At 63.5% G+C, this 24060-nt stretch carries 21 protein-coding genes; 6 read left to right on the top strand and 15 right to left on the bottom strand.

What is annotated here, in order from left to right; translation table 11 throughout:
- Window positions 1-15 precede the first annotated feature (15 nt).
- Window positions 16-1434, top strand: coding sequence for an aldehyde dehydrogenase family protein (locus ACVWZP_RS09290; protein ID WP_057005588.1), 1419 nt, complete (start codon window positions 16-18; stop codon window positions 1432-1434).
- Between the two features lie 148 nt (window positions 1435-1582).
- Here the strand turns inward: ACVWZP_RS09290 and ACVWZP_RS09285 are convergent, their stop codons facing one another.
- The 8 genes from ACVWZP_RS09285 to ACVWZP_RS09250 form a co-directional block, all read right to left on the bottom strand.
- Complete coding sequence (locus ACVWZP_RS09285) at window positions 1583-2854, bottom strand: OprD family porin (protein ID WP_079443506.1); 1272 nt, start codon at window positions 2852-2854, stop codon at window positions 1583-1585.
- Between the two features lie 75 nt (window positions 2855-2929).
- The gene (gene mhpT, locus ACVWZP_RS09280) at window positions 2930-4135 is read right to left on the bottom strand and encodes a 3-(3-hydroxy-phenyl)propionate transporter MhpT (RefSeq protein ID WP_457369692.1); all 1206 of its coding nucleotides are present in this window, start codon (window positions 4133-4135) and stop codon (window positions 2930-2932) included.
- A gap of 84 nt (window positions 4136-4219) precedes the next feature.
- Window positions 4220-5230: a 4-hydroxy-2-oxovalerate aldolase gene (gene dmpG, locus ACVWZP_RS09275; RefSeq protein ID WP_017847923.1), complete on the bottom strand. Its 1011-nt coding sequence runs from the start codon at window positions 5228-5230 to the stop codon at window positions 4220-4222.
- A 10-nt stretch (window positions 5231-5240) separates the two neighbouring features.
- Window positions 5241-6176, bottom strand: a complete 936-nt coding sequence (locus tag ACVWZP_RS09270) for an acetaldehyde dehydrogenase (acetylating) (protein ID WP_090234805.1) — start codon at window positions 6174-6176, stop codon at window positions 5241-5243.
- A 32-nt stretch (window positions 6177-6208) separates the two neighbouring features.
- The gene (gene mhpD / locus ACVWZP_RS09265; RefSeq protein ID WP_079443509.1) at window positions 6209-7015 is read right to left on the bottom strand and encodes a 2-keto-4-pentenoate hydratase; all 807 of its coding nucleotides are present in this window, start codon (window positions 7013-7015) and stop codon (window positions 6209-6211) included.
- Window positions 7016-7029: 14 nt separating this feature from the next.
- Window positions 7030-7893 carry an alpha/beta fold hydrolase gene (locus ACVWZP_RS09260; RefSeq protein WP_017847920.1) on the bottom strand — a complete coding sequence of 288 codons (864 nt, stop codon included), beginning with the start codon at window positions 7891-7893 and terminating at the stop codon, window positions 7030-7032.
- A 17-nt stretch (window positions 7894-7910) separates the two neighbouring features.
- Window positions 7911-8864 carry a 3-carboxyethylcatechol 2,3-dioxygenase gene (gene mhpB, locus ACVWZP_RS09255; protein ID WP_046484029.1) on the bottom strand — a complete coding sequence of 318 codons (954 nt, stop codon included), beginning with the start codon at window positions 8862-8864 and terminating at the stop codon, window positions 7911-7913.
- 1 nt (window position 8865) lies between these two features.
- Entirely contained in the window at window positions 8866-10524 is a 1659-nt protein-coding gene (locus tag ACVWZP_RS09250; protein WP_057005927.1) for a bifunctional 3-(3-hydroxy-phenyl)propionate/3-hydroxycinnamic acid hydroxylase, read from the bottom strand.
- Window positions 10525-10657: 133 nt separating this feature from the next.
- Between ACVWZP_RS09250 and ACVWZP_RS09245 the strand changes: the two genes are divergently transcribed.
- Window positions 10658-11440 (top strand): DNA-binding transcriptional regulator, encoded by a 783-nt coding sequence (locus ACVWZP_RS09245; protein WP_457369691.1) that lies wholly within the window; start codon window positions 10658-10660, stop codon window positions 11438-11440.
- 19 nt (window positions 11441-11459) lie between these two features.
- Here ACVWZP_RS09245 and ACVWZP_RS09240 read toward each other — a convergent pair whose 3' ends face one another.
- On the bottom strand, window positions 11460-13859 hold the full coding sequence (locus ACVWZP_RS09240) for a DUF3772 domain-containing protein (RefSeq protein ID WP_177029954.1): 2400 nt from the start codon (window positions 13857-13859) through the stop codon (window positions 11460-11462).
- 199 nt (window positions 13860-14058) lie between these two features.
- Between ACVWZP_RS09240 and ACVWZP_RS09235 the strand changes: the two genes are divergently transcribed.
- Window positions 14059-14745, top strand: a complete 687-nt coding sequence (locus tag ACVWZP_RS09235; RefSeq protein WP_046383938.1) for a glycosyltransferase — start codon at window positions 14059-14061, stop codon at window positions 14743-14745.
- 135 nt (window positions 14746-14880) lie between these two features.
- A complete protein-coding gene (locus ACVWZP_RS09230) occupies window positions 14881-15657 on the top strand; it encodes an ABC transporter substrate-binding protein (RefSeq protein ID WP_017847914.1) in 777 nt (258 codons plus the stop codon).
- A 92-nt stretch (window positions 15658-15749) separates the two neighbouring features.
- Here ACVWZP_RS09230 and ACVWZP_RS09225 read toward each other — a convergent pair whose 3' ends face one another.
- Genes ACVWZP_RS09225 through ACVWZP_RS09215 form a run of 3 tightly spaced genes read right to left on the bottom strand, consistent with a single transcriptional unit; the run spans window position 15750 to window position 18478 of the window.
- Window positions 15750-16376, bottom strand: a complete 627-nt coding sequence (locus ACVWZP_RS09225) for a helix-turn-helix transcriptional regulator (protein ID WP_017847913.1) — start codon at window positions 16374-16376, stop codon at window positions 15750-15752.
- The gene (locus ACVWZP_RS09220; protein ID WP_108525586.1) at window positions 16376-17509 is read right to left on the bottom strand and encodes an NAD(P)/FAD-dependent oxidoreductase; all 1134 of its coding nucleotides are present in this window, start codon (window positions 17507-17509) and stop codon (window positions 16376-16378) included. The genes ACVWZP_RS09225 and ACVWZP_RS09220 overlap by 1 nt, the downstream gene beginning before the upstream one ends.
- Window positions 17510-17530: 21 nt before the next feature.
- Complete coding sequence (locus tag ACVWZP_RS09215; RefSeq protein ID WP_017847911.1) at window positions 17531-18478, bottom strand: ornithine cyclodeaminase family protein; 948 nt, start codon at window positions 18476-18478, stop codon at window positions 17531-17533.
- 174 nt (window positions 18479-18652) lie between these two features.
- Here ACVWZP_RS09215 and ACVWZP_RS09210 point away from each other — a divergent pair, with 174 nt between their 5' ends.
- Window positions 18653-20164, top strand: a complete 1512-nt coding sequence (locus ACVWZP_RS09210; RefSeq protein WP_457369690.1) for a trypsin-like serine peptidase — start codon at window positions 18653-18655, stop codon at window positions 20162-20164.
- Between the two features lie 5 nt (window positions 20165-20169).
- Here ACVWZP_RS09210 and ACVWZP_RS09205 read toward each other — a convergent pair whose 3' ends face one another.
- Entirely contained in the window at window positions 20170-21108 is a 939-nt protein-coding gene (locus tag ACVWZP_RS09205) for a LysR family transcriptional regulator (RefSeq protein WP_046383934.1), read from the bottom strand.
- A gap of 109 nt (window positions 21109-21217) precedes the next feature.
- On the opposite strand from ACVWZP_RS09205, the gene ACVWZP_RS09200 reads away from it, so the two are divergent.
- The gene (locus tag ACVWZP_RS09200; RefSeq protein WP_457369689.1) at window positions 21218-22717 is read left to right on the top strand and encodes a CoA-acylating methylmalonate-semialdehyde dehydrogenase; all 1500 of its coding nucleotides are present in this window, start codon (window positions 21218-21220) and stop codon (window positions 22715-22717) included.
- A 130-nt stretch (window positions 22718-22847) separates the two neighbouring features.
- On the opposite strand, the gene ACVWZP_RS09195 is transcribed toward ACVWZP_RS09200, so the two are convergent.
- Together ACVWZP_RS09195 and ACVWZP_RS09190 are read right to left on the bottom strand one after the other, a co-directional pair.
- Entirely contained in the window at window positions 22848-23156 is a 309-nt protein-coding gene (locus tag ACVWZP_RS09195) for a DUF6124 family protein (protein WP_017847907.1), read from the bottom strand.
- 448 nt (window positions 23157-23604) lie between these two features.
- Window positions 23605-23913 (bottom strand): DUF6124 family protein, encoded by a 309-nt coding sequence (locus tag ACVWZP_RS09190; protein WP_017847906.1) that lies wholly within the window; start codon window positions 23911-23913, stop codon window positions 23605-23607.
- Window positions 23914-24060: the final 147 nt, after the last annotated feature.

The following is a 24060-nucleotide window of genomic DNA, read 5'->3' as shown; positions in this document are numbered from 1 at the left end:
AGTCGAGGAGCGGTTATGACGGATCTATTGGATTTTTACATCGACGGGGCCTGGGTCAGGCCCGATAGCCAGGTGATCGAAGCCGTGATCGATCCGTCCAGCGAGCAGGTGGTTGCGCGGATCATCCTGGGCAACGAACGCGACGTGAACCGTGCGGTGGCGGCGGCCAAAGCGGCATTCGCGAGTTTCTCCGCGACCACGCCCGAGCAGCGTATCGAACTGCTCGAGAGGATCATCGACGGCTATCAGCGGCGCAGTGAGGCGTTGGCTCTTGCGGTGCATCAGGAAATGGGCGCGCCGCTGTCACTCGCCAGAACGGCCCATGTGCCGGCGGGGCTGGGCCATCTGGTGCGGGCCCTGGAGGTGTTGAAGCGCTACCCGTTCGAAACAATGCTGGGAAGCTCGCGGGTGATGCGTGAGCCGATTGGCGTGTGTGGCCTGATCACCCCCTGGAATTGGCCGCTCAACCAGCTCACCTGCAAAGTCGCCCCGGCGCTGGCCGTCGGCTGCACGGTGGTGCTCAAGCCCAGTGAGCGCGCGCCGCTGTCGGCGCTGATTTTTGCCGAGATTCTGCACGAGGCCGGCGTGCCCCAGGGGGTGTTCAACGTGGTCAATGGCGACGGTCCGGGTGTCGGCACGGCGCTGTCGCAGCATGCCGATATCGACATGATCTCGTTCACCGGCTCGACGCGGGCGGGTATCGCAGTGGCCAAGGCGGCGGCGGATACGGTCAAGCGAGTCGCCCAGGAACTGGGCGGCAAGTCGGCCAATATCCTGCTCGACGATGCCGATCTGCCCAGCGCGGTGCGCCATGGGGTGTTGGGTTGCATGCGCAACAGCGGCCAGTCGTGCAATGCACCGACCCGCATGTTGGTGCCGCGGGCGTTGCATGCCCAGGCGGTCGCAATCGCCTGCGAGGTGGCGGCCCAGGTGTGTTTCGATGATAGCCGGCCTGCCACGGCCATCGGGCCGGTGGCCAACGTCATGCAGTTCAATCGGGTCCAGCAGTTGATCGAGCAGGCGCTGTGCGAAGGCGCGTTGCTGGTGGCCGGTGGAACAGGGCGCCCAGACGGCGTGACGACAGGGTTCTACGTCAAACCGACGATTTTTGCCGATGTCGAGCCGCACATGAGCATCGCTCGCGAAGAAGTGTTCGGCCCGGTCCTGGCGATCATTCCGTATGACAGCGAGGAGCAGGCGGTGCGGATCGCCAACGACAGCGTGTACGGGCTGTCGGGGTACGTCACCTCGTCGGACCGCGAACGCGCCAGGGCTATCGCTCGACAGTTGCGTACCGGCATGGTCCATCTCAATGGTTGCAAGGCCGACCAGGACGCGCCTTTTGGCGGCTACAAACAGTCCGGAAACGGGCGGGAATGGGGGGTGTTCGGGTTTGAGGAGTACCTGGAAACAAAGTCAGTGTTTGGCTATTAGAAAGGAACAGGTTGGGGCGCCCCGATGAGCACCTGGCCGCGACGCGGGGCAACCCGGCCCGAGGCCGGGTTTGTGTTGCTCCAGAAGGCCTATGCGACGGCCACATTTGAACGACCCGCCCAGCCCAGGTGAATCACTGGGCGGTCATTCACCATAGCTTCCAGGTGTAATCGACATTCACCCGTAGCTCATTGTCATCCCGATGGCTGGCCTGGGCGGCGAAATCATTGCGGTACCATGCGTTGCGCACGCGCAGATTCAGGCCTTTAAGGGGTGTGCTCTGAAGCACATAGTTCAGTTCGATATCTTTTTCGCTTTCCTTCAGGTTGCTGCCGCCCAGTTTGGGTAACTCAATATTGTCGCCGCTGACGTAACGCAGCATGCCATTGAGCCCGGGCAAGCCCAGCGCGGCAAAGTTGTAGTCATAGCGCACCTGCCAACTGCGCTCCTTGGGGTTGAGGAACTCCGAGCTCAGCGTGCCTTCGGTGATGACCAACGGCTCGGTGCCGAACAGGTAAGGCATGGCGGTCTTGCCGGTCAGTTGCATGTAGCCGGCGCCGAATTTGTGCGCGCCCAGGCTGTACGTCAGCATCAGGGCGGCGTTGCGATTGTCCACGGGGCCGGCCTTGGCGGCACCGTTTTCACCGGTGACGAACAGGCGCACGTCGCTTTTCAGGCGGCCGGGGCCCATCGGGCGATTGTCGACGAAACCGTAGAAATCCTTGCGATAAAGGTCAGCCAGTTCGGCGTGGTAGTACTTGAGCGTCAGTTGCGGCGACCAGGCATAGTCGCCGCCGAGGAAGGTAAAACGGTCGGATTCGGCGGCGCCATTGAAGCGGCCGTTGGGCGAGGCTACCGACATTTTCTGGTAGTGGGTGGCGTCGCGCAGGTTGATGCGGTCGAGCCAGCCGACGTGCAGGGTCAGGTTGTCGATCTCCTGGGACTTGAGGTACGTGCCGCGGAAGGTCTGCGGCAGCAGGCGGGTAGGGCTGGCGAAGGCGATTGGCAGAAACGTGCTGATGGTCCCCAGTTGCAACTCGCTCTTCGAGGCCCGGGCCTTGGCGGTCAGGCCCAGCTCCGAATATTCGCTGGCCGGTTCACGGGTCTGGTGGTTGTACGGTAGCAGGCCGGTGCCCGTGCGTGCGGGCGAGGAGTCCAGACGTGCGCCCAGCAAACCCTGGGCGTCCAGGCCGAAGCCGACAGGCCCTTCGGTATAGCCCGAACGCATGTTGAGAATGAAGCCCTGCGCCCACTCGCGGGCAGCCGCCTGCGGCGTGGCGTTCACGTAATTGCGATCGAAGTAATAGTTGCGTATCACCAGATCAGCCTGGCTGTCGTCGACAAAACCGGCGGCGCAGGCCTGGTCTACGAAAAAAACGCAGGTGCAGGCGCTGACGCCCCGAAAGAAGTTCCTGAGCATGGCAGTGTTCACTTTTATTGTTGTAGGGGTAAGCCCCGCGCCATCGTGGCGCGGAAGGCGAGTACGGATTGGCGCTCAGTCAGCCGGGCAGCGGTTGCGGCGTACCGACAGGTAAAACATCGCCAGCGCGGCGATGACAATGCCGGGTGCCGAGGCCATCATCACGCCCGTGGTGCCCGTGCCCAGTGCGAGCATCTTGCCGGCCACCAACGGGCCGCTCATCGCACCCAACCGGCCAATGGCGACGGCGCTGCCGACGCCCGTGGCGCGAATTGACGGACGATAGAAATGCGGGGCCAAGGCATACAGCACACATTGCCCGCCCGTGGCGAAGAACCCAGCGACGAAGCCGGCCGCCAGCATGCTGTGCCATTGGGTGGCCATGCCCAGCGCAGTCAGTGACGCGAGGATGCCGAGGTAAATCAGCGCCGACAACGCCCAGGCCGGCAGGCGATCCATGACCCAGCCCAGCAACAACGTGCCGGCCGCCGCGCCAAATTGCAGCGCGAGCATCACCCAGCTGGCCTGAGAACCGCTGAAGCCTTGGCCGACCAACAGGCTCGGCAGCCAGTTGATCAGGATGTAAACCACCATGAGCGTAAAGAAGTAGCTGACCCAGATCATCACGGTCGGCCATGCCGCGCCCCCGCGGAACAGCCCGCTGGCCACACTGATCGGCGCGGCGTCGCGCACGCTGCGAAACGCCGCGGATTCCGGCAGATAAACCCCCAGCAGCGGCACGATCAGCAACGGCACGATACCGCCGACGTAGAACACCACTTGCCAGCCGCCGGCCAGTTGCGCGATGCCAATGCTGGCCGCCAGCGCCGCGCCCAGGGGCACGCCGCAATACATCAGGCTCACGGCGCTGCCACGCAGGCGCGGGCCAGCCACTTCACTGGTCAGTGCGATCAGGTTAGGCAGTGCCGCGCCCAGGCCGACGCCTGTGAGGCAGCGCGCAACCAGCAGGCTGTTGAAGTCCCAGGCCATGGTCGTGATCAGCGAGAACAATCCGAATAGGGCCACCGAGGCCATCAACACCCGTTTGCGGCCAATGCGATCAGCCAGCAAACCGCCGAGAAACGCTCCGGGCAGCAGGCCGAAAATGCCGGCGCTGAAGACCCAGCCCATGTGTAGTTTGTCCAGTTGGAACGCTGCCGCCATGCCTTGGGCGGCGATGCCCGAGGCTTGCAGGTCGAGGCCTTCCATCAGGGCGACGAGGAAGCACAGACCGATGGTCCGCGCCATGTACAACGGTGTCAGCACGTTTAGCGATGTCATGGGAAATACCCGTTTTATTGTTGTAATGGGCACAGCAAAACCGTCCGGCCGCTGCGTGGGCGACCGGACGGGGGGATGCACGGTTCAGCGTTTGAGCAGGTCCAGCGCGACGTCGACGATCATGTCTTCCTGGCCGCCGACCATGCGGCGTTTGCCCAGCTCGACGAGGATGTCCACGGTCTTCAAACCGTACTTGGCCGCAGCGATTTCGGCATGGCGCAGGAAGCTCGAATAGACCCCGGCATACCCCAGCGCCAGGGACTCGCGGTCGACCCGCACCGGCCGGTCCTGCAACGGCCGCACGATGTCGTCCGCTGCGTCCATCAAGGTGTAGAGGTCGGTGCCGTGGTTCCAGCCCAGGCGTTCGGCGGCGGCGATGAACACTTCCAGCGGCGCGTTGCCGGCCCCGGCGCCCATGCCGGCGAGGCTGGCGTCGATGCGGTCGCAGCCTTCCTCGACCGCGGTGATCGAGTTGGCCACGCCGAGCGAGAGGTTGTGGTGGGCGTGCATGCCGGTTTCGGTTTCCGGCTTGAGCACGGCCTTGAACGCACGGAAGCGATCGCGGATGTCCTGCATGTTCATCGCGCCGCCGGAGTCGGCCATGTACACGCAGGTCGCGCCGTAGCTTTCCATCAGCTTGGCCTGGGCGGCGAGCTGCTCGGCCGGGATCATGTGGCTCATCATCAGGAAACCGACGGTGTCCATGCCCAGTTCGCGGGCGTATTCGATGTGCTGTCTGGAGACGTCGGCCTCGGTGCAATGGGTGGCGATCCGCACCACGCGGGCACCGGCGTTGTAGGCCGCCTTGAGGTCATGCACAGTGCCGATGCCGGGCAGCAACAGCGTGGTGATCTTGGCGTGGCTGATCACGTCGGCGGCGGCTTCGATCCATTCCAGGTCGGTGTGCGCGGCAAAGCCGTAGTTGAAGCTCGAACCTTGCAGGCCGTCGCCGTGGGCGACTTCGATCGAGTCGACCTTGGCCTTGTCCAGGGCACGGGCGATGTCCTGCACGTTTTGCAGCGAATACTGATGACGCACCGCATGGCTGCCGTCGCGCAGGGTCACGTCGGAGATGTAGATTTTCTTACCGTTCATGTCGCTCTCCTCAGGCCTGTTGCATCGACTGCGCCATGCGCTCGGCGGTAGCCAAGGCTGCGGAGGTCATGATGTCGAGGTTGCCGGCGTAGGCTGGCAGGTAATGGGCGGCGCCTTCGACTTCGAGGAACACCGAGGTTTTCAGGCCGGAGAATTTGCCCAGGCCAGGAATGTTCAGCGGCGCATCTGCCGGGATCACGTCGAACTGCACGTTTTGCTTGAGGCGATAGCCCGGCACATAAGCCTGCACGGCGGCCGCCATTTCGACGATGGAGGCTTCGACCAGCGCCTGATCCGCCGCTTCGGACAGCACAAACACCGTGTCGCGCATGATCAACGGCGGCTCGGCCGGGTTCATCACGATGATCGCCTTGCCCTTGGCCGCGCCGCCGATCACTTCGATGGCCTTGGAGGTGGTTTCGGTGAATTCGTCGATGTTGGCGCGGGTGCCGGGCCCGGCGGATTTACTCGCGATCGAGGCGACGATTTCGGCGTAATGCACCTTGGCCACGCGCGACACTGCGGCGACCATCGGGATAGTCGCCTGGCCGCCGCAGGTGACCATGTTGACGTTGAGCTGATCGAGGTTCTGCTCCAGGTTCACCACCGGCACGCAGTACGGGCCGATGGCTGCCGGTGTCAGGTCGATCAGGCGGATGCCGGGCTTGATCGCGCGCAGGAACGCATCGTTCTGCACATGCGCGCCGGCCGAGGTGGCATCGAAGACGAAATCGATGTGCTGGAACACGTCCATGCGGGTCAGGCCTTCGACGCCTTCGTGGGTGGTAGCCACGCCCATGCGCTGGGCGCGAGCGAGGCCGTCGGAGGCCGGGTCGATGCCGACCATGACCGCCATTTCCAGATGTTTGGCGTTGCGCAGGATCTTGATCATCAGGTCGGTGCCGATGTTGCCGGAACCGATGATGGCGACTTTGAGTTTATTCATTGTTATTGCCTCATATGCACGCAAGTCGCCGATTACTCGGCGCGACTGTCTACCGAGAAGTTCACGCCGACCCGGCCGATGCCGTCGATCTCGGCCTCGAACCGATCACCGGCAGCGACCGCCACCATCGGCCCCAGCGCGCCGGTGAGAATGATGTCGCCGGCGCGCAGCGGATCGCCCAGGCGCGCCATGGCGCAGGCCAGCCAGACCGCCGCATTGAGCGGGTGACCAAGGCATTCGGCGCCACTGCCGCTGGACACTTCTTCAGCGTTGCGGGTCATCCGCATGCTGGCCTGGCGCAGGTCGAGCCCATCGAGACGTCGAGCCGGGCCACCGAGTACGAAGCAGCCGCTGGACGCGTTGTCAGCCACGGTATCGACGAAGCGGATGTTCCAGCCCTGGATGCGACTGCCGACGATTTCCAGGGCCGGCACGACCCAGCCGGTGGCCGCCATCACGTCGGCGAATGTGGTGTCGGCGCGGGGCAGGTCGCGTTCGAGGATCAGCGCGATTTCAGCCTCGATCTTCGGTTGCAGTACGCGGCCGCTCGGCACGGTGGCGTTGTCGCCGTAGCACATGTCGGCAAACAGGGTGCCGAAGTCCGGCTGGTCCACGCCCAGCTGGGCCTGGACCTTGGGGTTGGTCAGGCCGATCTTGCGCCCGACTACGCGGCGCCCGTTGGCCACGCCGTGGTCGACGTTGAGGCGCTGGATGGCATACGCGGCGGCGGCGTTGTCTGCACCGATCCGCTCGCGCAGCGGCCCGATGGCTTCGCCGTGGTCTTCGGCCTGGCGCAGGTCGGCGGCGAGTTGTTGCAGGGTGTCTTGAGTCAGCGTCATGTCAGCCTCGATGATCAGTGGGTCAGGAAGTCCAGGACCATGCGGTTGAACTTCTCGGCGTGTTCCCACTGCGCCCAGTGGCCGCAACGGTTGAACACATGCAACTGCGCCCGGGGCAGGCCGGCCAGCAGGCGCAAGCCGGTGTCCATCGGCACGAAGCGGTCCTCGCGGCCCCAGACGAGCAGGGTGTCGGCGCTGATTTCGTGCAGGCGGTGGCTGAAATCCGGAAATTGCTTGGGGTTGAGCGTGCTGCTCTTGACGAAGTTGTCCAGGTGATCGCGGCGCGACAGGATGTTGTCCAGGCGGGTCTGGAACAGCTCGTCGGTGAGGCCGCTGGCGTCGAAAACGAAGACATTCATCATCTTCTTCAGGTTCTCGATGGTCGGGTCGCGGTACAGCGCGCCGATCAGCTTGATGCCTTCGGTGGGCTGCGGCACGAAGGCACTCGGGCCGCCGGTGCCGCCGCCCATCAGGATCAGCTTGCCGATCCGCTCAGGGTATTCCAGGGCGAAGGCGACGGTGCTGTGGGCCCCCATCGAATTGCCGATGATGTGCACGCGCTCCAGCCCCAGCACATCGAGCAGGCCCTTGAGCGCTTGGGCATTGAGGTTCGAGCGCGAGCCTTCGCTGACGATCGTGTCGCTTTTGCTCCAGCCGGGGCAATCCATCAGGATCACGCGAAAACCGGCATTCACCAGCGGCTCGATATTGCGATTGAAGTTGGCCCAGCCGCTCGCGCCCGGCCCGGAGCCGTGCAGCATGACCACGGTGTCGGCGCCTTCGCCAAGGTCGTTGTAGTGCAGTTGCAGGTCCAGGTCGCCTTCCTTGATACGGGCAAAGCGGCTGGTGGAGGCTTCACTGAAAGCAGTGGCAGTCATGGCAGTGTTCCTTGAATTCATGGGTGAGGGGGCAGCGGCTGTGCGCCAAGCGCACCGAAACCTGCGATCCACTCGGGAATCGGGCGGTAGTAGCGGCCTTCGGTCTGATACGGGCCGAAGGCACTCAGGGCAGCGAAGGCGGCGACCCAGGTTTTGACTTCGTGGGTCGACTTGCCGGCCAGCGCCGACAACGCGTCATTGCCCAAGCTGTCGAGGTCGCGCATGCGGCCCTGTTCGAGGCTGTCGAGAAACTGCTGATCCCAGGCCGGGTTCAGCGGGTGCAGGCTGTTCGGGTCTTCGACGAAAGCGCGGGCGGCTTGAATCACCCGGTTCTGGCGGGCCTGTCGTTCATCGGCGGGGAGCTGACGCCCGCTGCCCATCAGACGGTCAGCCATGCGCGCGTCGACCTTGGCCAGTTCCGGTACCGGTGGCTGATGGGACAAGCCACCGGAGGCCAGGAACAACACACGTTTATCCAGCGCTTTGGCCCATTGGCCAATCGCTTCACCCAACAGTCGGGCGCGTTTGAAACTCGGCAGCGGCACCGCCACCGAGTTGATAAACACCGGAATCACCGGGCAGCGCTGCAAGCCGCCGAGCAACAGTTCCAACGGTTGCGCGAACCCATGGTCGACCTGCATTCGATACGACACCGCGGCATCGACACCGGCATCCAGCACCGCCTGGGCGCAGGATTCGGCCAGCGCTTTGGGCACGTCGAGCGGGCCGGCGGCGGTGTCGAAATCGCCAATCGCGTGGGCCGCCATGCCGATGCAAAAGGCCGGCATCACGTCGTAGAAAAAGCCGTTGTAATGGTCGGGAGCGAACAGCACCACCAGCTGCGGGTCGAAGCGGGCGATGCGCTCGCGCGCGGCGTCGATCACGCCGTCGACTTCAGCCAATACCTGCGGCGCCGGATCGACGTAGCCCACCAACGGCGTATGAGACAAACAATGCACAAAGGCGCTCATGTCACGCGACCTTGCTGACAACAGCGTTCGCCGAGGTCGGTGGCACGGCTTTGAGCGCCCGGGCCAGGTCATCGCAGGCCTGGCCGACGGTTTGCGGGATGGCCAGGCCGGCGAGGAAGCGGTCCGGACGCACCAGGGCGATGGACGAGGTGCCGAGCGCGAACCATTCTTTCAAGCGCCCGCTGCTGTCACCCACGCGGATCACGTCTTGGCCGGCATCGCTCGGGACTCGGAGCTGGACGTCCGGCAACACTTGGATGAAGCGCGTGCCCAGGGCTTTCCAATGGGCGATTTGCGTGGCCGACAGGCCCCAGGTCGGATCGCAGCCCCAGGCGATGATCGCAAAGTTGTCGCCAATCACTTCGTCCAGCAGCACGGTGGTGCCGGCGTCGGTCAAGACCTTTGGCTGAATGAACATCTTGCCCACCGGCGAGCCTTTTGCAGTCGGCACGATCAACGCGCCCCGGGTGTATTGCGGCATCGGTTTGAAGCGCATTTCGACGAAGTAGCGCTTGACCGGCGGCAGGTAGTTGAGCAACCACGACACCCCATCGCGCAGGGTGCCTTGCCAGCGTTTCGGCGGCGCCAATACGTGGCCGGCGAGTACGGAGAGGTTGATCATCGCCTTGGCGTGGTCGCGGCGTTCCTGTTCGTAGCTGTCGAGCAGGCTGTCGGCGGCCAGGCCCTTGATCACCAGCGCGAGTTTCCACGCCAGGTTCAAGGCATCGCGCATGCCGCTGTTGTAACCCTGGCCTTGCCATACCGGCATGATGTGCGCGGCATCGCCGGCCAGCAGCACCCGGCCCTGGCGGAACCGCCCGGCCAGACGCGCGTTATGGGTATAGACGCGGCTGCGGATCAGCTCGATGCGGTCGGGGTTGGGCAAGACTTTGCTCAGCAGCTTGCGCAGGTTCTCGGGCTTGCTCAGCTCGGTCTCGGTTTCGCCGGGCATCACCATGAACTCGAAACGACGCACGCCGTGGGGCAGGGCGGCGGACACGTAAGGACGCACCGGGTCGCAGCACAGATAGACATGGGGCGTGGCCAGCGGGTCGTTGGCGATGTCGACCACGATCCACTGATTGGGCGCGGTCTTGCCTTCGAAACTGATGTCCAGGCTGCGCCGCACCAGGCTGTTGCCACCGTCGCAACCGATCAGGTAACGGGCATTCAGGCGTTCGCTGCGGCCATGCTGATCCTTGAGGTTGAGCACCACCGCGCTGTCGCTTTGTTCAAAGCTGTCTAGCTCGCGACTGAACAGTACCTTGACGTTGCTGAAGCGCTGCAGGCCGTCGAACAGCACGCGGTCGGCCAAAGGTTGAATGAACGCGTTGCGGCGGGACCAGCCGAACTCGTCGGTTTTCGGTTGGATATCGGCAAAGCAGCGACCCTTGGGCGTCAGGAAACGCATGGCGTGCCAAGGCGTGGTATGCGGCAGCACCTTGTCCGCCAGACCGACGGCCTGGAATGTGCGCAGGCTTTCATCGTCCAGGCCGATGGCGCGGGGGTAGTCGATCAGGGTGTCGAGCTTTTCCACCAAGGTGACGTTCACGCCACGTTGTCCCAGGTAATTGGCGATCATCAAGCCGACAGGGCCGGCGCCGACGATGGCAACGTCGGCGGTCAGCTCCAATGTGGAAGGAGCGGGTGCAAGACTCATGGGTATCTCCGTACAGCGTTTTTGGATTTCTTGTGGGGCGCAGTATGGAAATCACGAGGCTGGTGGACAACGAAAACCCCTGCTAGTGTGCACCAGGTGCACAGCGTTGATTTGAAACGATAATGGAGCGTCCATGAGCGAAACAGAATACAAAGCCGTTCGTGGGCTGATGCGGGGTTTGGCCCTGATCAATGGCTTGAATCGTTTCGATGGCGGGGCCAGTACGGCGCAGTTGGCCGAGCAAAGCGGGCTGCACCGGACCACGGTTCGCCGGCTGCTGGAGACCTTGCAGGCCGAGGGTTATGTGCGCCGCAGCGAGTCGGATGACAGCTATCGCCTGACGCTGAAAGTCCGTGAACTGAGCGAGGGGTTTCGCGACGAGCAATGGATTTCGTCGATTGCCGCACCGCTGCTGGGCGAGCTGCTGCAACAAGTGGTCTGGCCCACCGACCTGTGTACGCTGGACGGCGACGCCATGGTGATACGCGAGACCACGCATCGCTTCAGTCGCCTGTCGTTTCACCGCTCCATGGTCGGCCGGCGTTTACCCTTGCTCATGACCGCCATCGGGCGCGCGTACTTCGCGTTCTGCCCACCGGCCGAGCGCGAAGAGCTGATCGAGTTGTTGATCAGCCGCGACGATGAACAGTCGGCGCTGGCGGCGGATCGCGGCTTTGTCGATCGGTTGGTCGAGCACACCCTCGGCAAGGGCTACGGCGAAAACAATTCCCACTGGGGCCTTGAGCGTAAAATCGCTGCGATTGCGATTCCGATCAGGCACGAGGAGCGGGTGATGGGCTGCCTGAATCTGGTCTACATCGCCAAGGCGATGTCAGTTGAGGAAGCCGCCCGCCGCTATCTGCCGGCCATGCAGGGCGTGGTGGAAAAAATCAGGGCGCAATTGGCGGAGTGCTGATGCTTGGTTGTGTGGCGCTCTAATCGGCCGGCGAGGCTTTTTCCGCCGCCTCATTGATCAGCACCATACTCTGCGGCGATGACAGCGCCACGCCGAGTTCGCGCAGGCGCCCGAGGACGGTGAACAGCAGGTCGCTGCGGGCTGTTCCCACCGAGCGCGGGCTGTTGACGTAACCGCTGACGCCGATGACCAATCCGTTGGCGGTCAGGTCCTTGAACGTCACCGACGGCGCCGGCGTGTCCAGCACGTCTTCGTGTTCGGTGAATGCCGTCAACAGCAGTTCGCGGATCTGCAGCACATCGGTTTCCAGCGGCAGGGTCAGGGTGATGCCGACCACGCCCAGCGCATTGCCCATGGTCACGTTGCGCACGTTCTGGGTGATGAACTGCGAGTTGGGCACGATCACCGTTGAACGATCGGACATCTGGATTTCCGTGGCGCGCACGTTGATGCGGCGGATATCGCCTTCGACGCCCGCGAGGCTGACCCAATCGCCGACTTTGACCGGGCGTTCGGTGAGCAGGATCAGGCCGGAGATGAAGTTCTGCACGATCGCCTGCAGGCCGAAACCGATGCCCACCGACAGCGCACTGACCACCCAGGTCAAGTTGGTCAGGCTGATATTCAGCGTGGACATCACCACCACCGCGACCAGCACGAAGCCGATGTAACCCACCAGGGTCACCAGCGAGGCGCGCATGCCGGCGTCCATGTTGGTTTCCGGCAGCAGCCGTTCGCCGAGCCAGTTCTTGAGCACGCGCACGCCGAACAGGCCGATCGCGAGCAGGACAAGGGCCAGCAGAATATCGCCGGGCGCGATGTTCAGGTTGCCCAGCGGCTTGCTGCCCAGGTCGAGTTGCGTCAGGCCCGCCAGCAGCTCGCCCGGGCTGGAGCCGGAGGGCAGGAACGCCAACAGAACCGCGGTGAACATCAGCAGGGTGCGGCCCACGCCCGCGAGTATCGTGCTGGCCTGTGCCTGGTGGCGTTCGGACAGGCCCAAGGCCGAGCCGAGCGCCAGGCCGCCAGGCTGTTTCGGCGAGAGCAGGGTCTCGCAGAGGTCGCCGAAGCAGGCGATCAGCAGATAAGCCGTCGCCGCGACCACGCTCATCCACAGCAGTTTGACGGTGAGGAAGTAAGCCAGGGTCAGGTAGCCGCTCAACAGCGCCAGCAGGGCGATCCCGATCCAGGTCCCGGCGACAAACGGAATCAGCCCGGCGATGCCGCTCATGCGTTCAAGCGCGTATCGGCGGCGGGTGCGGCGGTAACGCAGCAGGCCGAAGAAGAACACCAGCGCGATGGCCAGCGCGGTCAGGCCGTTCACCGCCGCGGTCAGTGCCAGGCTGCTGGCGATGACGCTGTTGATGCGTTCCTGGGTGCCGATCAGCATCAAGGCCAGGCCCATCAGCACGGGGAAGGGACCCAGGGCGACGGCGATCTGGTCGGGGATCTGGGGCAGGCGCCAGGACGGATGCGCGCGCATCAACAGGGCGCGACCGAGGCCGACAATGAAGGCGCAGAACACCACCAGGGTCTGCAATTGATCGAGCAGCGTGAGCATGTCGGCGCTGGGCACGGTGTCGCGTAGCACGCCCCAGCGCAGCAGCGTGGCGGCCAGGCTGATGGTCAGCACGGTGGCCAGCCCCACCGCCAGCGCCAGGGCACTGCGACGCAGGCGGCCTTCGGGGATCCAGCGCACCGTCAGCCGGACCAGCGTGTGCTCCAACACCCGTCGTCCCGTCACCCAGACCAGCAGCGCACTGAACAGCATGCTCACGAAAAACCAGCGGTTTCCCGGCGCCACGGCGGTGTCCGTCACGCTGCGTACATCGGCGTACAGGCCGCGTAAACGGCTGAGATCGTCGTCGGTCGGGCGGATGATGTTGGACCAGAACACTACGCTGATCGGGCTCGCCGAGCGGGTGCTGATCTGTGAGTCGAAGAGGCTGCGGCGCAGGCTGAAGATCTGCGCGGCCATGTCGCTGGCGGATTGGCTCAGGCTGCTGGCCTGGCGCTGCTCGTTGAGCAGGGTGTTCTTCTGCCGGGTCAATGCGCTGCGTTGTTGGGTCAGGCTGGGAGGCTCATTGACCTGTACCGGGCCAAGCACGTTGAGCTGGTCATCCAGGTGTTCAAGATCGAGGATTTGTTTGGCGGCCAGGGTGTCGGCCTGTTTTTGCACCTGCAAGGCGGCCTGGCGCAAGGTCGAGAGCAGGTCGTCGTTGGCGCTGCCCGTGACTTTCTGGCGGATCAGGTCGAGTTGGTCGTTGAGGTCTTGCACACTGGCGTCCTCAGCCAGCAGCGGCACACTGCGCGGGTCGCTGATCGGCGAAGGCGCAGCCTGCGCGAGGCTGGGCAACGTAGCGCACAGCATCAGCAGGGCGAACAGCCCGGTGAAAAAACGGCTCGTGGTGACTCGATGCATGCGCCTTGCCCTTTGACGGTTACCCAAATACCTAAGCGTCACCACTCTATGAGGCGAAGGCAAGCCATTCGTGCGAATTTTTTGGGGAGGCACGGCGGCAACGATGCGCGTCGTCAGGCGGCGGCACAAGATTGTTTAAACCTTCTGCCTCAGCGCTATGTCGATAGCTGGACATACTTCGCCAACTGAGGCAACGCCAATGATAGGAGTCGTGATACCCGCCCATAATGAAGAGCGGCAGATCAGCGAGTGCCTCGCTTCTGTGCGGCTCGCCAGTGAACATCCCGCGCTTGACGGCCGCCCGGTTGAGATACTCGTGGTTCTGGATGACTGCTCCGACCGCACCGACGCGTTGGCGGCGGCCCACGGTGCGGCGACACTCGACGTGCGTTTTCAGAATGTGGGCAAGGCCAGAGCCGTCGGCGCCGAGACGTTGCTCAAGCGCGGCGTGCAGTGGCTTGCCTTCACGGATGCAGACACGCGGGTTCCCCAGGATTGGCTGGTGCGCCAGCTCGGGTTTGGCGCTGACGCGGTGTGCGGCACCGTCGAGGTCGACAGCTGGAACGAGCACGGCGAACGGGTGCGTGCGCAATACCTGGAGCGCTACCGATTCATCGAAAACCATCGCCACATCCATGGGGCAAACCTTGGGTTGAGTGCCGAGGCCTATCGCACCGCCGGTGGGTTTCAGCACCTGGCCGCCGATGAAGACGTCCGCCTGGTGGCCGACCTTGAACGGACCGGCGCGCGGATCGCCTGGACGGCCACCATTCCGGTGATTACCAGCGCGCGTCGGGACTACAAGTGCCAGGGCGGGTTTGGCGAATACCTGGCTTCGCTGATCCCGCCATCCGCTCACGCCGAAGCCGATTCCCCCTGCACCTGAGCCCCGTGCGTGGATTGCCTGGAAGCGATTGACGGAAAATACGCTAAAGTCCATTATGGATTTATAAGTACAAAAAACCTGCCTGACTTTTTCTTCAATCTTGCCAAATCGACAATAACTTGCGAGACCACGACCATGAAGAAACGCTCCCTCATCACCGCCCTGGCCCTGAGCCTGTTCGCTTGCGGCCACGCCCTGGCCGCCGAGAAAACCCTGCGCATCGGCATCGAGGCGGCTTACCCGCCGTTCGCATCGAAGACCCAGGAAGGCACAATCGTCGGGTTCGACTATGACATCGGCAACGCCTTGTGCGCGCAGATGAAAGTCAAGTGTGTGTGGGTCGAAGGCGAGTTCGATGGGCTGATTCCTTCGCTGAAAGTGAAGAAAATCGACATGGCCTTGTCGTCCATGACCATCAACGAAGACCGCAAGAAGTCGGTGGATTTCACCCACAAGTATTACTTCACCTCATCGCGTCTGGTGATGAAGGACGGCGCGGTGGTGGACGACCAGTACGCCAGCCTCAAAGGCAAGACCGTCGGCGTGCAGCGGGCCACGACTACCGACCGGTATGCCACCGAGGTGTTCGAACCCAAGGGCATCAACGTCAAGCGCTACAGCAATAACGAAGAAATCTACATGGACCTGGCGGCGGGGCGCCTGGATGCGATCTTTGCCGACACCATCCCCCTGAGTGACTTCCTGTCGCTGCCGCGAGGCCAGGGTTATGCGTTTGTCGGGCCGGAACTCAAAGACCCGAAATACGTGGGCGAGGGCGCCGGCATTGCGGTGCGCAAGGGCAATAGCGCGTTGGTCAGTGAGTTGAATGCGGCCATCGACGGCATCCGCGCCAATGGCGAGTACCAGAAGATTTCCGCGCAGTACTTCAAGTCCGATATCTACGGCGACTGATGCTGAATACGCACTTGAAAACGCTGTAGGTCAGTGTGAGAGCTGTCGAGCCCTGGCAAGCCCGCTCTCACATTCGATCGCGGCTGCCGGCTTCAGCCCTTCAGTTCCTTCAAGTGCTTGTAGACCGTTGCCCGCCCCATGCCCAACACATTGGCCACGTAGTTCGAGGCGCTCTTGCCCTTGAACGCGCCTTCGGCGTGCAGCGCCAGCACCAGCTCGCGCTTGTGGTCGCGGGTCAGCAGGTTCAGGCTCAACTGGCGTTCGCGCAGCCAGGCGTGCAAGAAAGTGTTGATCCGTTCCTGCCAGTCATCGCGAAACAGTGAGTCCGGTTGCGGGATCAGTTTGCTGGGTGACAGAAACAGGTCCAGCGCCGCCTTGGCGTTTTCGAACAGCGAGATATTCAGGTTGATGCACAGCACGGCCAGCGGGCGACCCTTGTGGTCGCGCAGCACGGTGCTCAGGCTGCGGATTTTCTGACCGTCCCAGTTGAGCTTTTCGTAGGGGCCGATATTCACTTCGCGGATGTCGTCGCTCAGCATGTCTTCCAGCGCCGAATCGTCACCGATGGCCCGTTTCGACAGGTTGTTGGCGATGTAGTCGACCTTTTGCGTGCGCAGGTCGTGCAGCACCACTTCGGCGTGGGGGAAGAACAACGTGGCGATCGCATCGGCGATCGCACGGAAGTTCTGCAGGACCTTGTCTTGTTCAGCGGTGTTCATCAATGCGGCTCCAGGCGTTCGGGGGAGAGCATACCAGCGTCCAGGCCGAACCGCGTCAGTGGCTCCGGTAGCGCCGCGCCGCGCACCAAGGCCGCGCTGGCCTGGCCCATCGCGGGCGAGGTCTGGATGCCATACCCGCCCTGTGCCGCCACCCAGAACAGCCCGGCCACCCGCGGATCGAAGCCGGACAGCAAATCACCGTCGTGGACAAAACTGCGCAGGCCGGCCCAGGTGCGGGTCGGGCGGCGGATGGTCAGGGTGGTGGCTTCTTCGATCTGGTGGATCCCCATGGCGATGTCCAGTTCTTCGGGCTGGATGTCCTGGGGTTCCACCGGGTCGGCGTTGGCCGGTGAACCGAGGAACATGCCGGCATCGGGTTTCATGTAGAACGCTTCGTCGAGGGCCACCAGCATCGGCCAGGCGTGGCTGTCCACGCCTTCGGGGCCGGCGAAGATGAACGCCGAACGACGCTTGGGTTGCAGGCCGACGGACGCGGCGCCGGCCAGCCCGCCGATATGGTCGGCCCACGCGCCGGCAGCGTTGATGATGATCGGCGCGGTGCAGGTTTCATGCTGGGTTTGTACGTGCCACAGGCCGTCGGCAGTGCGGTTCAGGCCCAGCACGTGGCTGTCGGTCCGCACTTCGCCGTGGTTGCGGCGGATGCCGCGCAGGTAGCCTTGGTGCAGGGCGTCGGTGTCGATGTCGCTGGCGGTCGGGTCGTAGATCGCCCCGTGGACTTTGTCACGCCGCAGGATCGGCAAGCGTGCACAGGCTTCGTCAGCACTCAGTCGTTCGACCTGCGACACGGTGGCCTTGGCGCTGAGGTATTGCTTGTCCAGTTCGGCCGGGTCGCCGCTGAAGTCCACAGTCATCTCGCCCCGGGGCGTGAGCAGCGGGTGTTCGCAGAAACCGGCGGGCGGGTTGTCGAAAAACGCCCGGCTGGCCAGGGTCAGTGCGCGCACTTGCGGGGTGCCGTAGGCGGCGCTGTAGAGCGCGGCCGAACGCCCGGTCGAGTGATAGCCGGGGTGGGCCTCACGCTCCAGTACCAGTACCTTGCCGTGGGGCGACAGCCAGAAACCCGTGGACGCGCCGGCAATCCCGCCGCCAATGATGATGAAGTCTGCGTGGCTCATGAACATCTCCTGAAGGTGGGGTTAGCGCTGCAGCTGGTACAGCGCGTTAGCCAGCGCAATGTCTTCCAGCCCCAGCCCGATGGACCGGAAAAACACCGGGCGCTGGTAGTCCGGGCGCTGTGCCATGTCACTGAGTAGCTCGGGCAGGTCGCCCATCACCGCGCGTTTGTCCCAGCCGTGCTGTTCGCTGGCGATCAGCATTTCGCCGGCCGCGTCCGGAGTGGTCTGGCGATAGTCGCAGAATACCTGCATCGCGTTAAGGCTGTGGGGCGGCACTTCATGGGCGCGGGGCGCATTGGTGCTGATCGAAGTGATCAGCGCCGGTTTGCTCAGGTGCGCCGGGTCGAGCACCGGGCCGGCCGACGAGGTACACAGCATGATCACGTCGGCATCCGCCACGGCCGCCGCGCAGCTGTCGGCGATGCTCAGGCGCGGGTCGAGGCCGGTGAGCTGCGCGAGGGTGGCGGGGCTGGCGCTGGCCAGGCTCGGTGAAAACAGGCTGATGTGCTGCCAGTCCCGCAGGTTTTGCACGTAGCGCAAGTGCGCCTGGGCGACCTTGCCGCTGCCGATGATCGCCAGGCGCCGGGCGGCCAATGGCGCCAGGGCGTCCACCGCGAGGGCCGTGGTGGCGGCGGTGCGTGCGGTGGTCAGTTCATGGGCATCGCACAGCAGCAACGGTTGGCCGCTGTGCATCGACATCAACAGCGTCCAGGCCGTCACCAATGGCCCTTGCTCCCCTACGATGTACGGCGAAGTCTTGACCCCGTACACGCCGTCCTCGGCCAGCACGCCCAGGTAGTTGATGAAGTCGCCGGCGCCCTTCGGAAACGCCACTAACTGTTGCGGCGGTTGCACCGCCAGCCCGGCGGCGAGGTCGCGGAACAGCTTGTGCAGGATCTGGGGTACGTCGATCTGAGCGAGTAACTCGCGCGCTTGGGCCTGCTGGATGACATGGGGCGTGCTGGACATGGGGAACTCCGCTGTAAACTAATTTGTCCATTATGGACTTTTAGTCGTTGCGGGCAATATCCCGGCGAAAAAAATACGTTCAAACCGGCAGCCCCCACATCTATGTAGGTCACCTGTTCGCCACGCCTCAAGTACGTTTCGGCACCACCCCTGTTGCCACCCGGACGTTCGACCATGCTGACCCGCTGCATCTTCCCCCTCGTGTTACTGCTGTTGCCTTGCCTTACCGGCCTCACCCACGCCAGAGACCTGGCCGAGGGACTGAACGATGGCAGCGCCTCCCTGGCGCTGCAGAACCACGACCAGCGTTACGCGCTGTGGTCCGGTATCGGGTTGTTGAAAAATGCGATCGGCCAAACCTGCAACGCGGTGCTGCTGGACACCCGCAACCGCCAGAGCAAGGCCGTCGGCCCGGCGTATGTCTTGACCAGTGGGCATTGCGTGTACTTCAGCTTCGGCACGGCCCATGTCAACCAAGCCATCGAGGCGAGCATCACGTTCAATTATTTCCACGACACGCCGGCGCAACAGCGCACGTTTCGCATTAAAACGGCGCATTGGACCAGCATGGTCGGCACTGATCTGGCGGTGCTCGAACTGGATACCTCACTCGCCGGGCTGATCACCGACGGCATCATGCCGCTCAAGCTCGCCACCCATCAAAGTACTGGGGAACGTGAGGTCGTGAATGTCGGTTCGCCGAGCGGGTTTCGCCAGAAGGGCTTGCGTATGAGTGCCTGCAAGGAAACCGCGACCAACAGCTTTGTCGAGCATCCCGGGGTGTTTCCCGGTGCCCTGAAAAACCGCTGCAATGACCTGCAGTACGGCAGTTCCGGCAGCCCGATGCTGGACCGGCATACCAATGAAGTCACCGGCATTGTCAGCAAAGTCGCGGCGGTCATTAAAAAAGACATCCTCAACAACTGCCAGAACGTCTCGGCGTGTGAAGCGGCCAAGTTCAACTACAGCTATCCCGCCAACGACCTGCACCGTTGTTTTGTCGAGGGCCAATTCTCGAACGAGACGCCTGCTTGCCAGCTCAAAGCCGTCGATATCCACCTTGAGGAACCCTGGAAGCTCAACCCCTATGTGCATATGCAACTGGGCGAGTTCGGGCAGAGTGTGCAGCCCACCTGGAACATCAGGTTCTCGATCCAGGACCCGTTCTATCGCTTCAAGGCTGTGCGCAACGTCAATGAATGCAGGCTGCCCAATGGCTATCAACGTGCCATTGCGTCAACCCAGGGCTACATCAATCAGGCCATCGGCCCGGCGCTGGGGGCGTATGTGCTGTGCATCATCGGCGTTCAAACCCCCGGCGAGCCGTTGACGCCGGCCTTGCTGCACAATGCGTTCACCCACTCGGTGTTCTTGACCGACCCGGCGCCGGTCCCGCGCATCGGCCTGAACTACAGCGTCAACTGGGACGACCCGCAAACCGCCTTCAGCCACCATTACTTCTATGTGGACACCTCGGCGGAAGCTGCCTGCCGTGACAATGACGACGTCCGCTACATCCTCGCCACGGGCGGAACGAGTTACCCGCTCTCGCAACTGCCCGTCACCCTGTGCAGCTTTGCGCGTAACCCGGCGGGGCAACCTTCGGCGGTACGCACGGATGTGATCGAGCGATCCGCCTACCTGCCGCCCACCCAAACGCGCCAGCCGGCAGCGTCTCAGCGGTGAGGCGGTCAACCCGTGACACGAAAGCCTCCGGAGAGTTTTTCTTTCAGATAACCCACCAATGCACTTACGGACTTGGGTACATGGGGCGAGTAGGGCCGTATCAAGTAAATCTCATCGGCAAACGCGCCCTTGAGCGTCCAGCCCTTGAGCACCTGCACCAGCGTGCCGCCGGCCAGCGCCGCATGGGCGCTGAAATCCGGGAGCAGGGCGATGCCCAGGTGATTGAGCGCCGAGTCGCGCAAGGCTTCGCTGTTGTTGGTCGAGAAGCTCCCGGCGATCGGCACGGTGACCCGTTCGAGGGTTTTGCCGCCGCGCTCGAAGGTCCAGGCGGGCTGCTCGGTGCCGCGCGGGTAGTAGAGGCAGTTATGCGCGCTGAGCTCGCCGGGGCTGCGCGGTTCGCCGTGGCGTTGCAGGTAGTCGCGGGTGGCGACCAGCACCGAGGTGGTGTCGCACAGCTTCCATGCGACGTGGGTTTCCGGCACCTGAAAACCGTGGCGCACCGCCAGGTCGTAGCCTTCGGCGGCCAGTGAACTCAAGGCATCCGACACCTCCAGCTGGACCCGCACCTGCGGGTACAGTTGCAGAAAGGCCGACAGGTGCGGCACCAGTTGCTGCCGGGCGAACGCGACCGGCGCGGTCAAGCGCACCAGGCCGCGGATTTCCCCGGCGGCATCGCGCACCGAAGAAAAACTGCGGGCGATCTGTTCGTAGGCGCTGCGCACGTCCCGCGTCAGTGACTGCCCGGAGTCGGTCAGGCGCACGCTGCGGGTGGTGCGGGTGACCAGGCGCGTGCCGGTGGCTTTTTCCAGGTCGCTGATGCGCTGGCTGACCGCCGACTTGCTCACCCCCAGGCGCGCCGCGGCGGCGGTGTAGGTGCCGTGTTCTTCCAGCACCGAGAGCCAGTGAATGTGGGTCCACAGCCCTTCGATCTCAGACTTTTCCATGGGATTATTGTTCGCCTGTAAGGACAATCAGTTCTGGATTCTGCTCTGGTTCGGAACAAATCGAAAGCCTATCGTGTGTCCCAACGCTACCCACCTGGGACCTACTGCCATGACCAGCACCATCGAGCACTACATCAACGACCAGCGCGTGAGCCGCGATGATCGCTATCAGGACGTCTACAACCCGGCCACCGGCGCCGTGACCGGGCGCGTCGCCCTGGCCAGCCGCCAGACCGTCGGCGAAGCCGTCGCCGCCGCCCAGGCCGCCTTCGCCAGTTGGGCCGATACCCCGCCGATCCGCCGCGCCCGCGTATTGTTCGAATACCTGCACCTGCTGCGCGCACGCAAGGACGACCTGGCGCGCATCATCGTCGCCGAACACGGCAAGGTGTTCACCGATGCCCAGGGCGAAGTCGACCGTGGCATCGACATCCTCGAATTCGCCTGCGGCATTCCCAACCTGCTCAAGGGCGAACACTCCGACCAGGTCTCGCGAGGCATGGACAACTGGACAATGCGCCAGCCCCTGGGCGTGGTCGCTGGCGTCACGCCGTTCAACTTCCCGGTGATGGTGCCGATGTGGATGTACCCGATCGCCATCGCGGCGGGCAACACCTTCATCCTCAAGCCCAGCCCGACCGACCCGAGCGCCGCGCTGTTCATGGCTGAGCTTTTGCGTGAAGCCGGTTTGCCCTGCGGCGTGTTCAACGTGGTGCAGGGCGACAAGGAAGCGGTGGACGCGCTGATCGAACACCCGGACGTCAAGGCCGTGAGCTTTGTCGGCTCCACGCCGATCGCCCAATACATCTACGAAACCGGTGCGCGCCACGGCAAGCGCGTGCAAGGCCTGGGCGGCGCGAAAAACCACATGGTGGTGATGCCCGACGCCGACATCGAACGCACCGTCGACGCGCTGATGGGCGCCGCTTATGGCAGTGCCGGCGAACGCTGCATGGCGATCTCGGTGGCGGTGCTGGTGGGCGATGTGGGTGACAAAGTCATCGCCGCCCTGACCGAGCGGGCCAAGCAACTGCGCATCACCGACGGCCGCGACCTCAAGGCCGAAATGGGCCCGATCGTCTCGCGCACCGCACTGGAGCGCATCAGCGGCTATATCGAACAAGGCGTCCAGGCCGGCGCGCAACTGCTGCTCGACGGCCGCGATTACGTGCCGACCGAACCCGGCCTGGAAAACGGCTTCTGGCTCGGCGCGACCTTGTTCGACCATGTGACTCAAGAGATGAGCATCTACCGCGAAGAAATCTTCGGCCCGGTGCTGGCCTGCGTGCGCGTGAATGATTTTGCCGAAGCGGTGAAACTGGTCAACGACCACGAATTCGGCAACGGCGTCAGCTGCTTCACCCGCGACGGCAACATCGCCCGCGAATTCGCACGGCGTATCGAAGTGGGCATGGTCGGCATCAACGTACCGATCCCGGTGCCGATGGCCTGGCACGGCTTTGGCGGCTGGAAGAAGAGCCTGTTCGGCGATATGCATGCCTATGGCACCGAGGGGGTGCGCTTCTACACCAAGCAGAAGTCGATCATGCAGCGTTGGTCGGAGAGCATTGAGCAAGGTGCGGAGTTTGCGATGCCCGTCTCCAAATGACAGCCTAAGGAACGCAGAGAAACCCATGTGGGAGGGGGCTTGCCCCCGATGGCGCAGTGGCAGTCACTGCATGAGTGCCTGAACCACCGCCATCGGGAGCAAGCTCCCTCCCACATCTTTTTGTCCGTGGTCAGGCAGTGGTCTTCGTGGGCCTGAGGCATTCGATGGAGCGGTCAACCGTGGTTTTGGCGATTTCCAGCAAATGCCACACCGCCAGAATCTTCGCCCGCTCCGGTTTCTCCAGCAGCTCCCCGCAATCCAGCGCCGTCGCCGAAGCGCTGTCCAGCAGACTGGCGGTGTAGAGCAGGGCGTCTTCGAAGCTCAGGTCTTCGTTGACGGCGTGGAAACCTTGGGTGGGCAGGTAATGGTCGATGGCCCGGTTGAAAGCGGCGCGGTCTTTGGCGGGGTCGTGGGGTGGGTCGGGTAGGGCTTTGGTCATGGTGAAACTCCTGTCTGATCAAGGAGACGGCACTCTTCGCGACTAAACGAAGGTGGCGGCTGTACGCAGGTTAGTCGACCGGTCAGAACAGGAACCCGGCGCGCCCGAAGGCGCCCTGCGCACAGCCACCATTGAGCTTCATGGGACCATGCGCCTGTTCTGAATCCGGGCGACTAAACCCGATCACTGATTTGGCAGTGACGGACCGCAGACTAGCCATCGATTCCAACAGGCACAAGGCGGCGCAGATTGTCTAGGAAACGTCCTGCAATTTAAAGCGACCCGACTTGCTGGCCCTTTAAAAACCATGACCAAATGCCACTAACTCCAATCAAATGCGGTCCATGTGGGAGGGGGCTTGCCCCCGATGACGGAGTGGCAGTCACTGCATGAGTGCCTGAACCACCGCTATCGGGAGCAAGCTCCCTCCCACATTTTTTGTGCGTGGTCAGGCAGTGGTCTTCGTGGGCCTGAGGCATTCGATGGAGCGGTCAACCGTGGTTTTGGCGATTTCCAGCAAATGCCACACCGCGAGGATCTTCGCCCGCTCCGGTTTCTCCAGCAGCTCCCCGCAATCCAGCGCCGTCGCCGAAGCGCTGTCCAGCAGACTGGCGGTGTAGAGCAGGGCGTCTTCGAAGCTCAGGTCCTCGTTGACGGCGTGGAAACCTTGGGTGGGCAGGTAATGGTCGATGGCGCGGTTGAAGGCAGCGCGGTCTTTGGTGGGATCGATGGGTGGGTCGGGTAGGGCTTTGGTCATGGTGTAATTCCGTGATGGATTGAGATTCGCCACCCCGCCGCGACTAAACGTAGGGTGGCGGCTGTACGCAGGTTAGTCGACCGGTCATCACGAAAATCCGGCGCACCCGAAGGCGCCCTGCGCACAGCCACCATAAAAACTGATGGA

Source organism: Pseudomonas sp. TE36184 (genome assembly GCF_054060055.1).
This window is presented reverse-complemented; position numbering and strand designations above follow the sequence as displayed.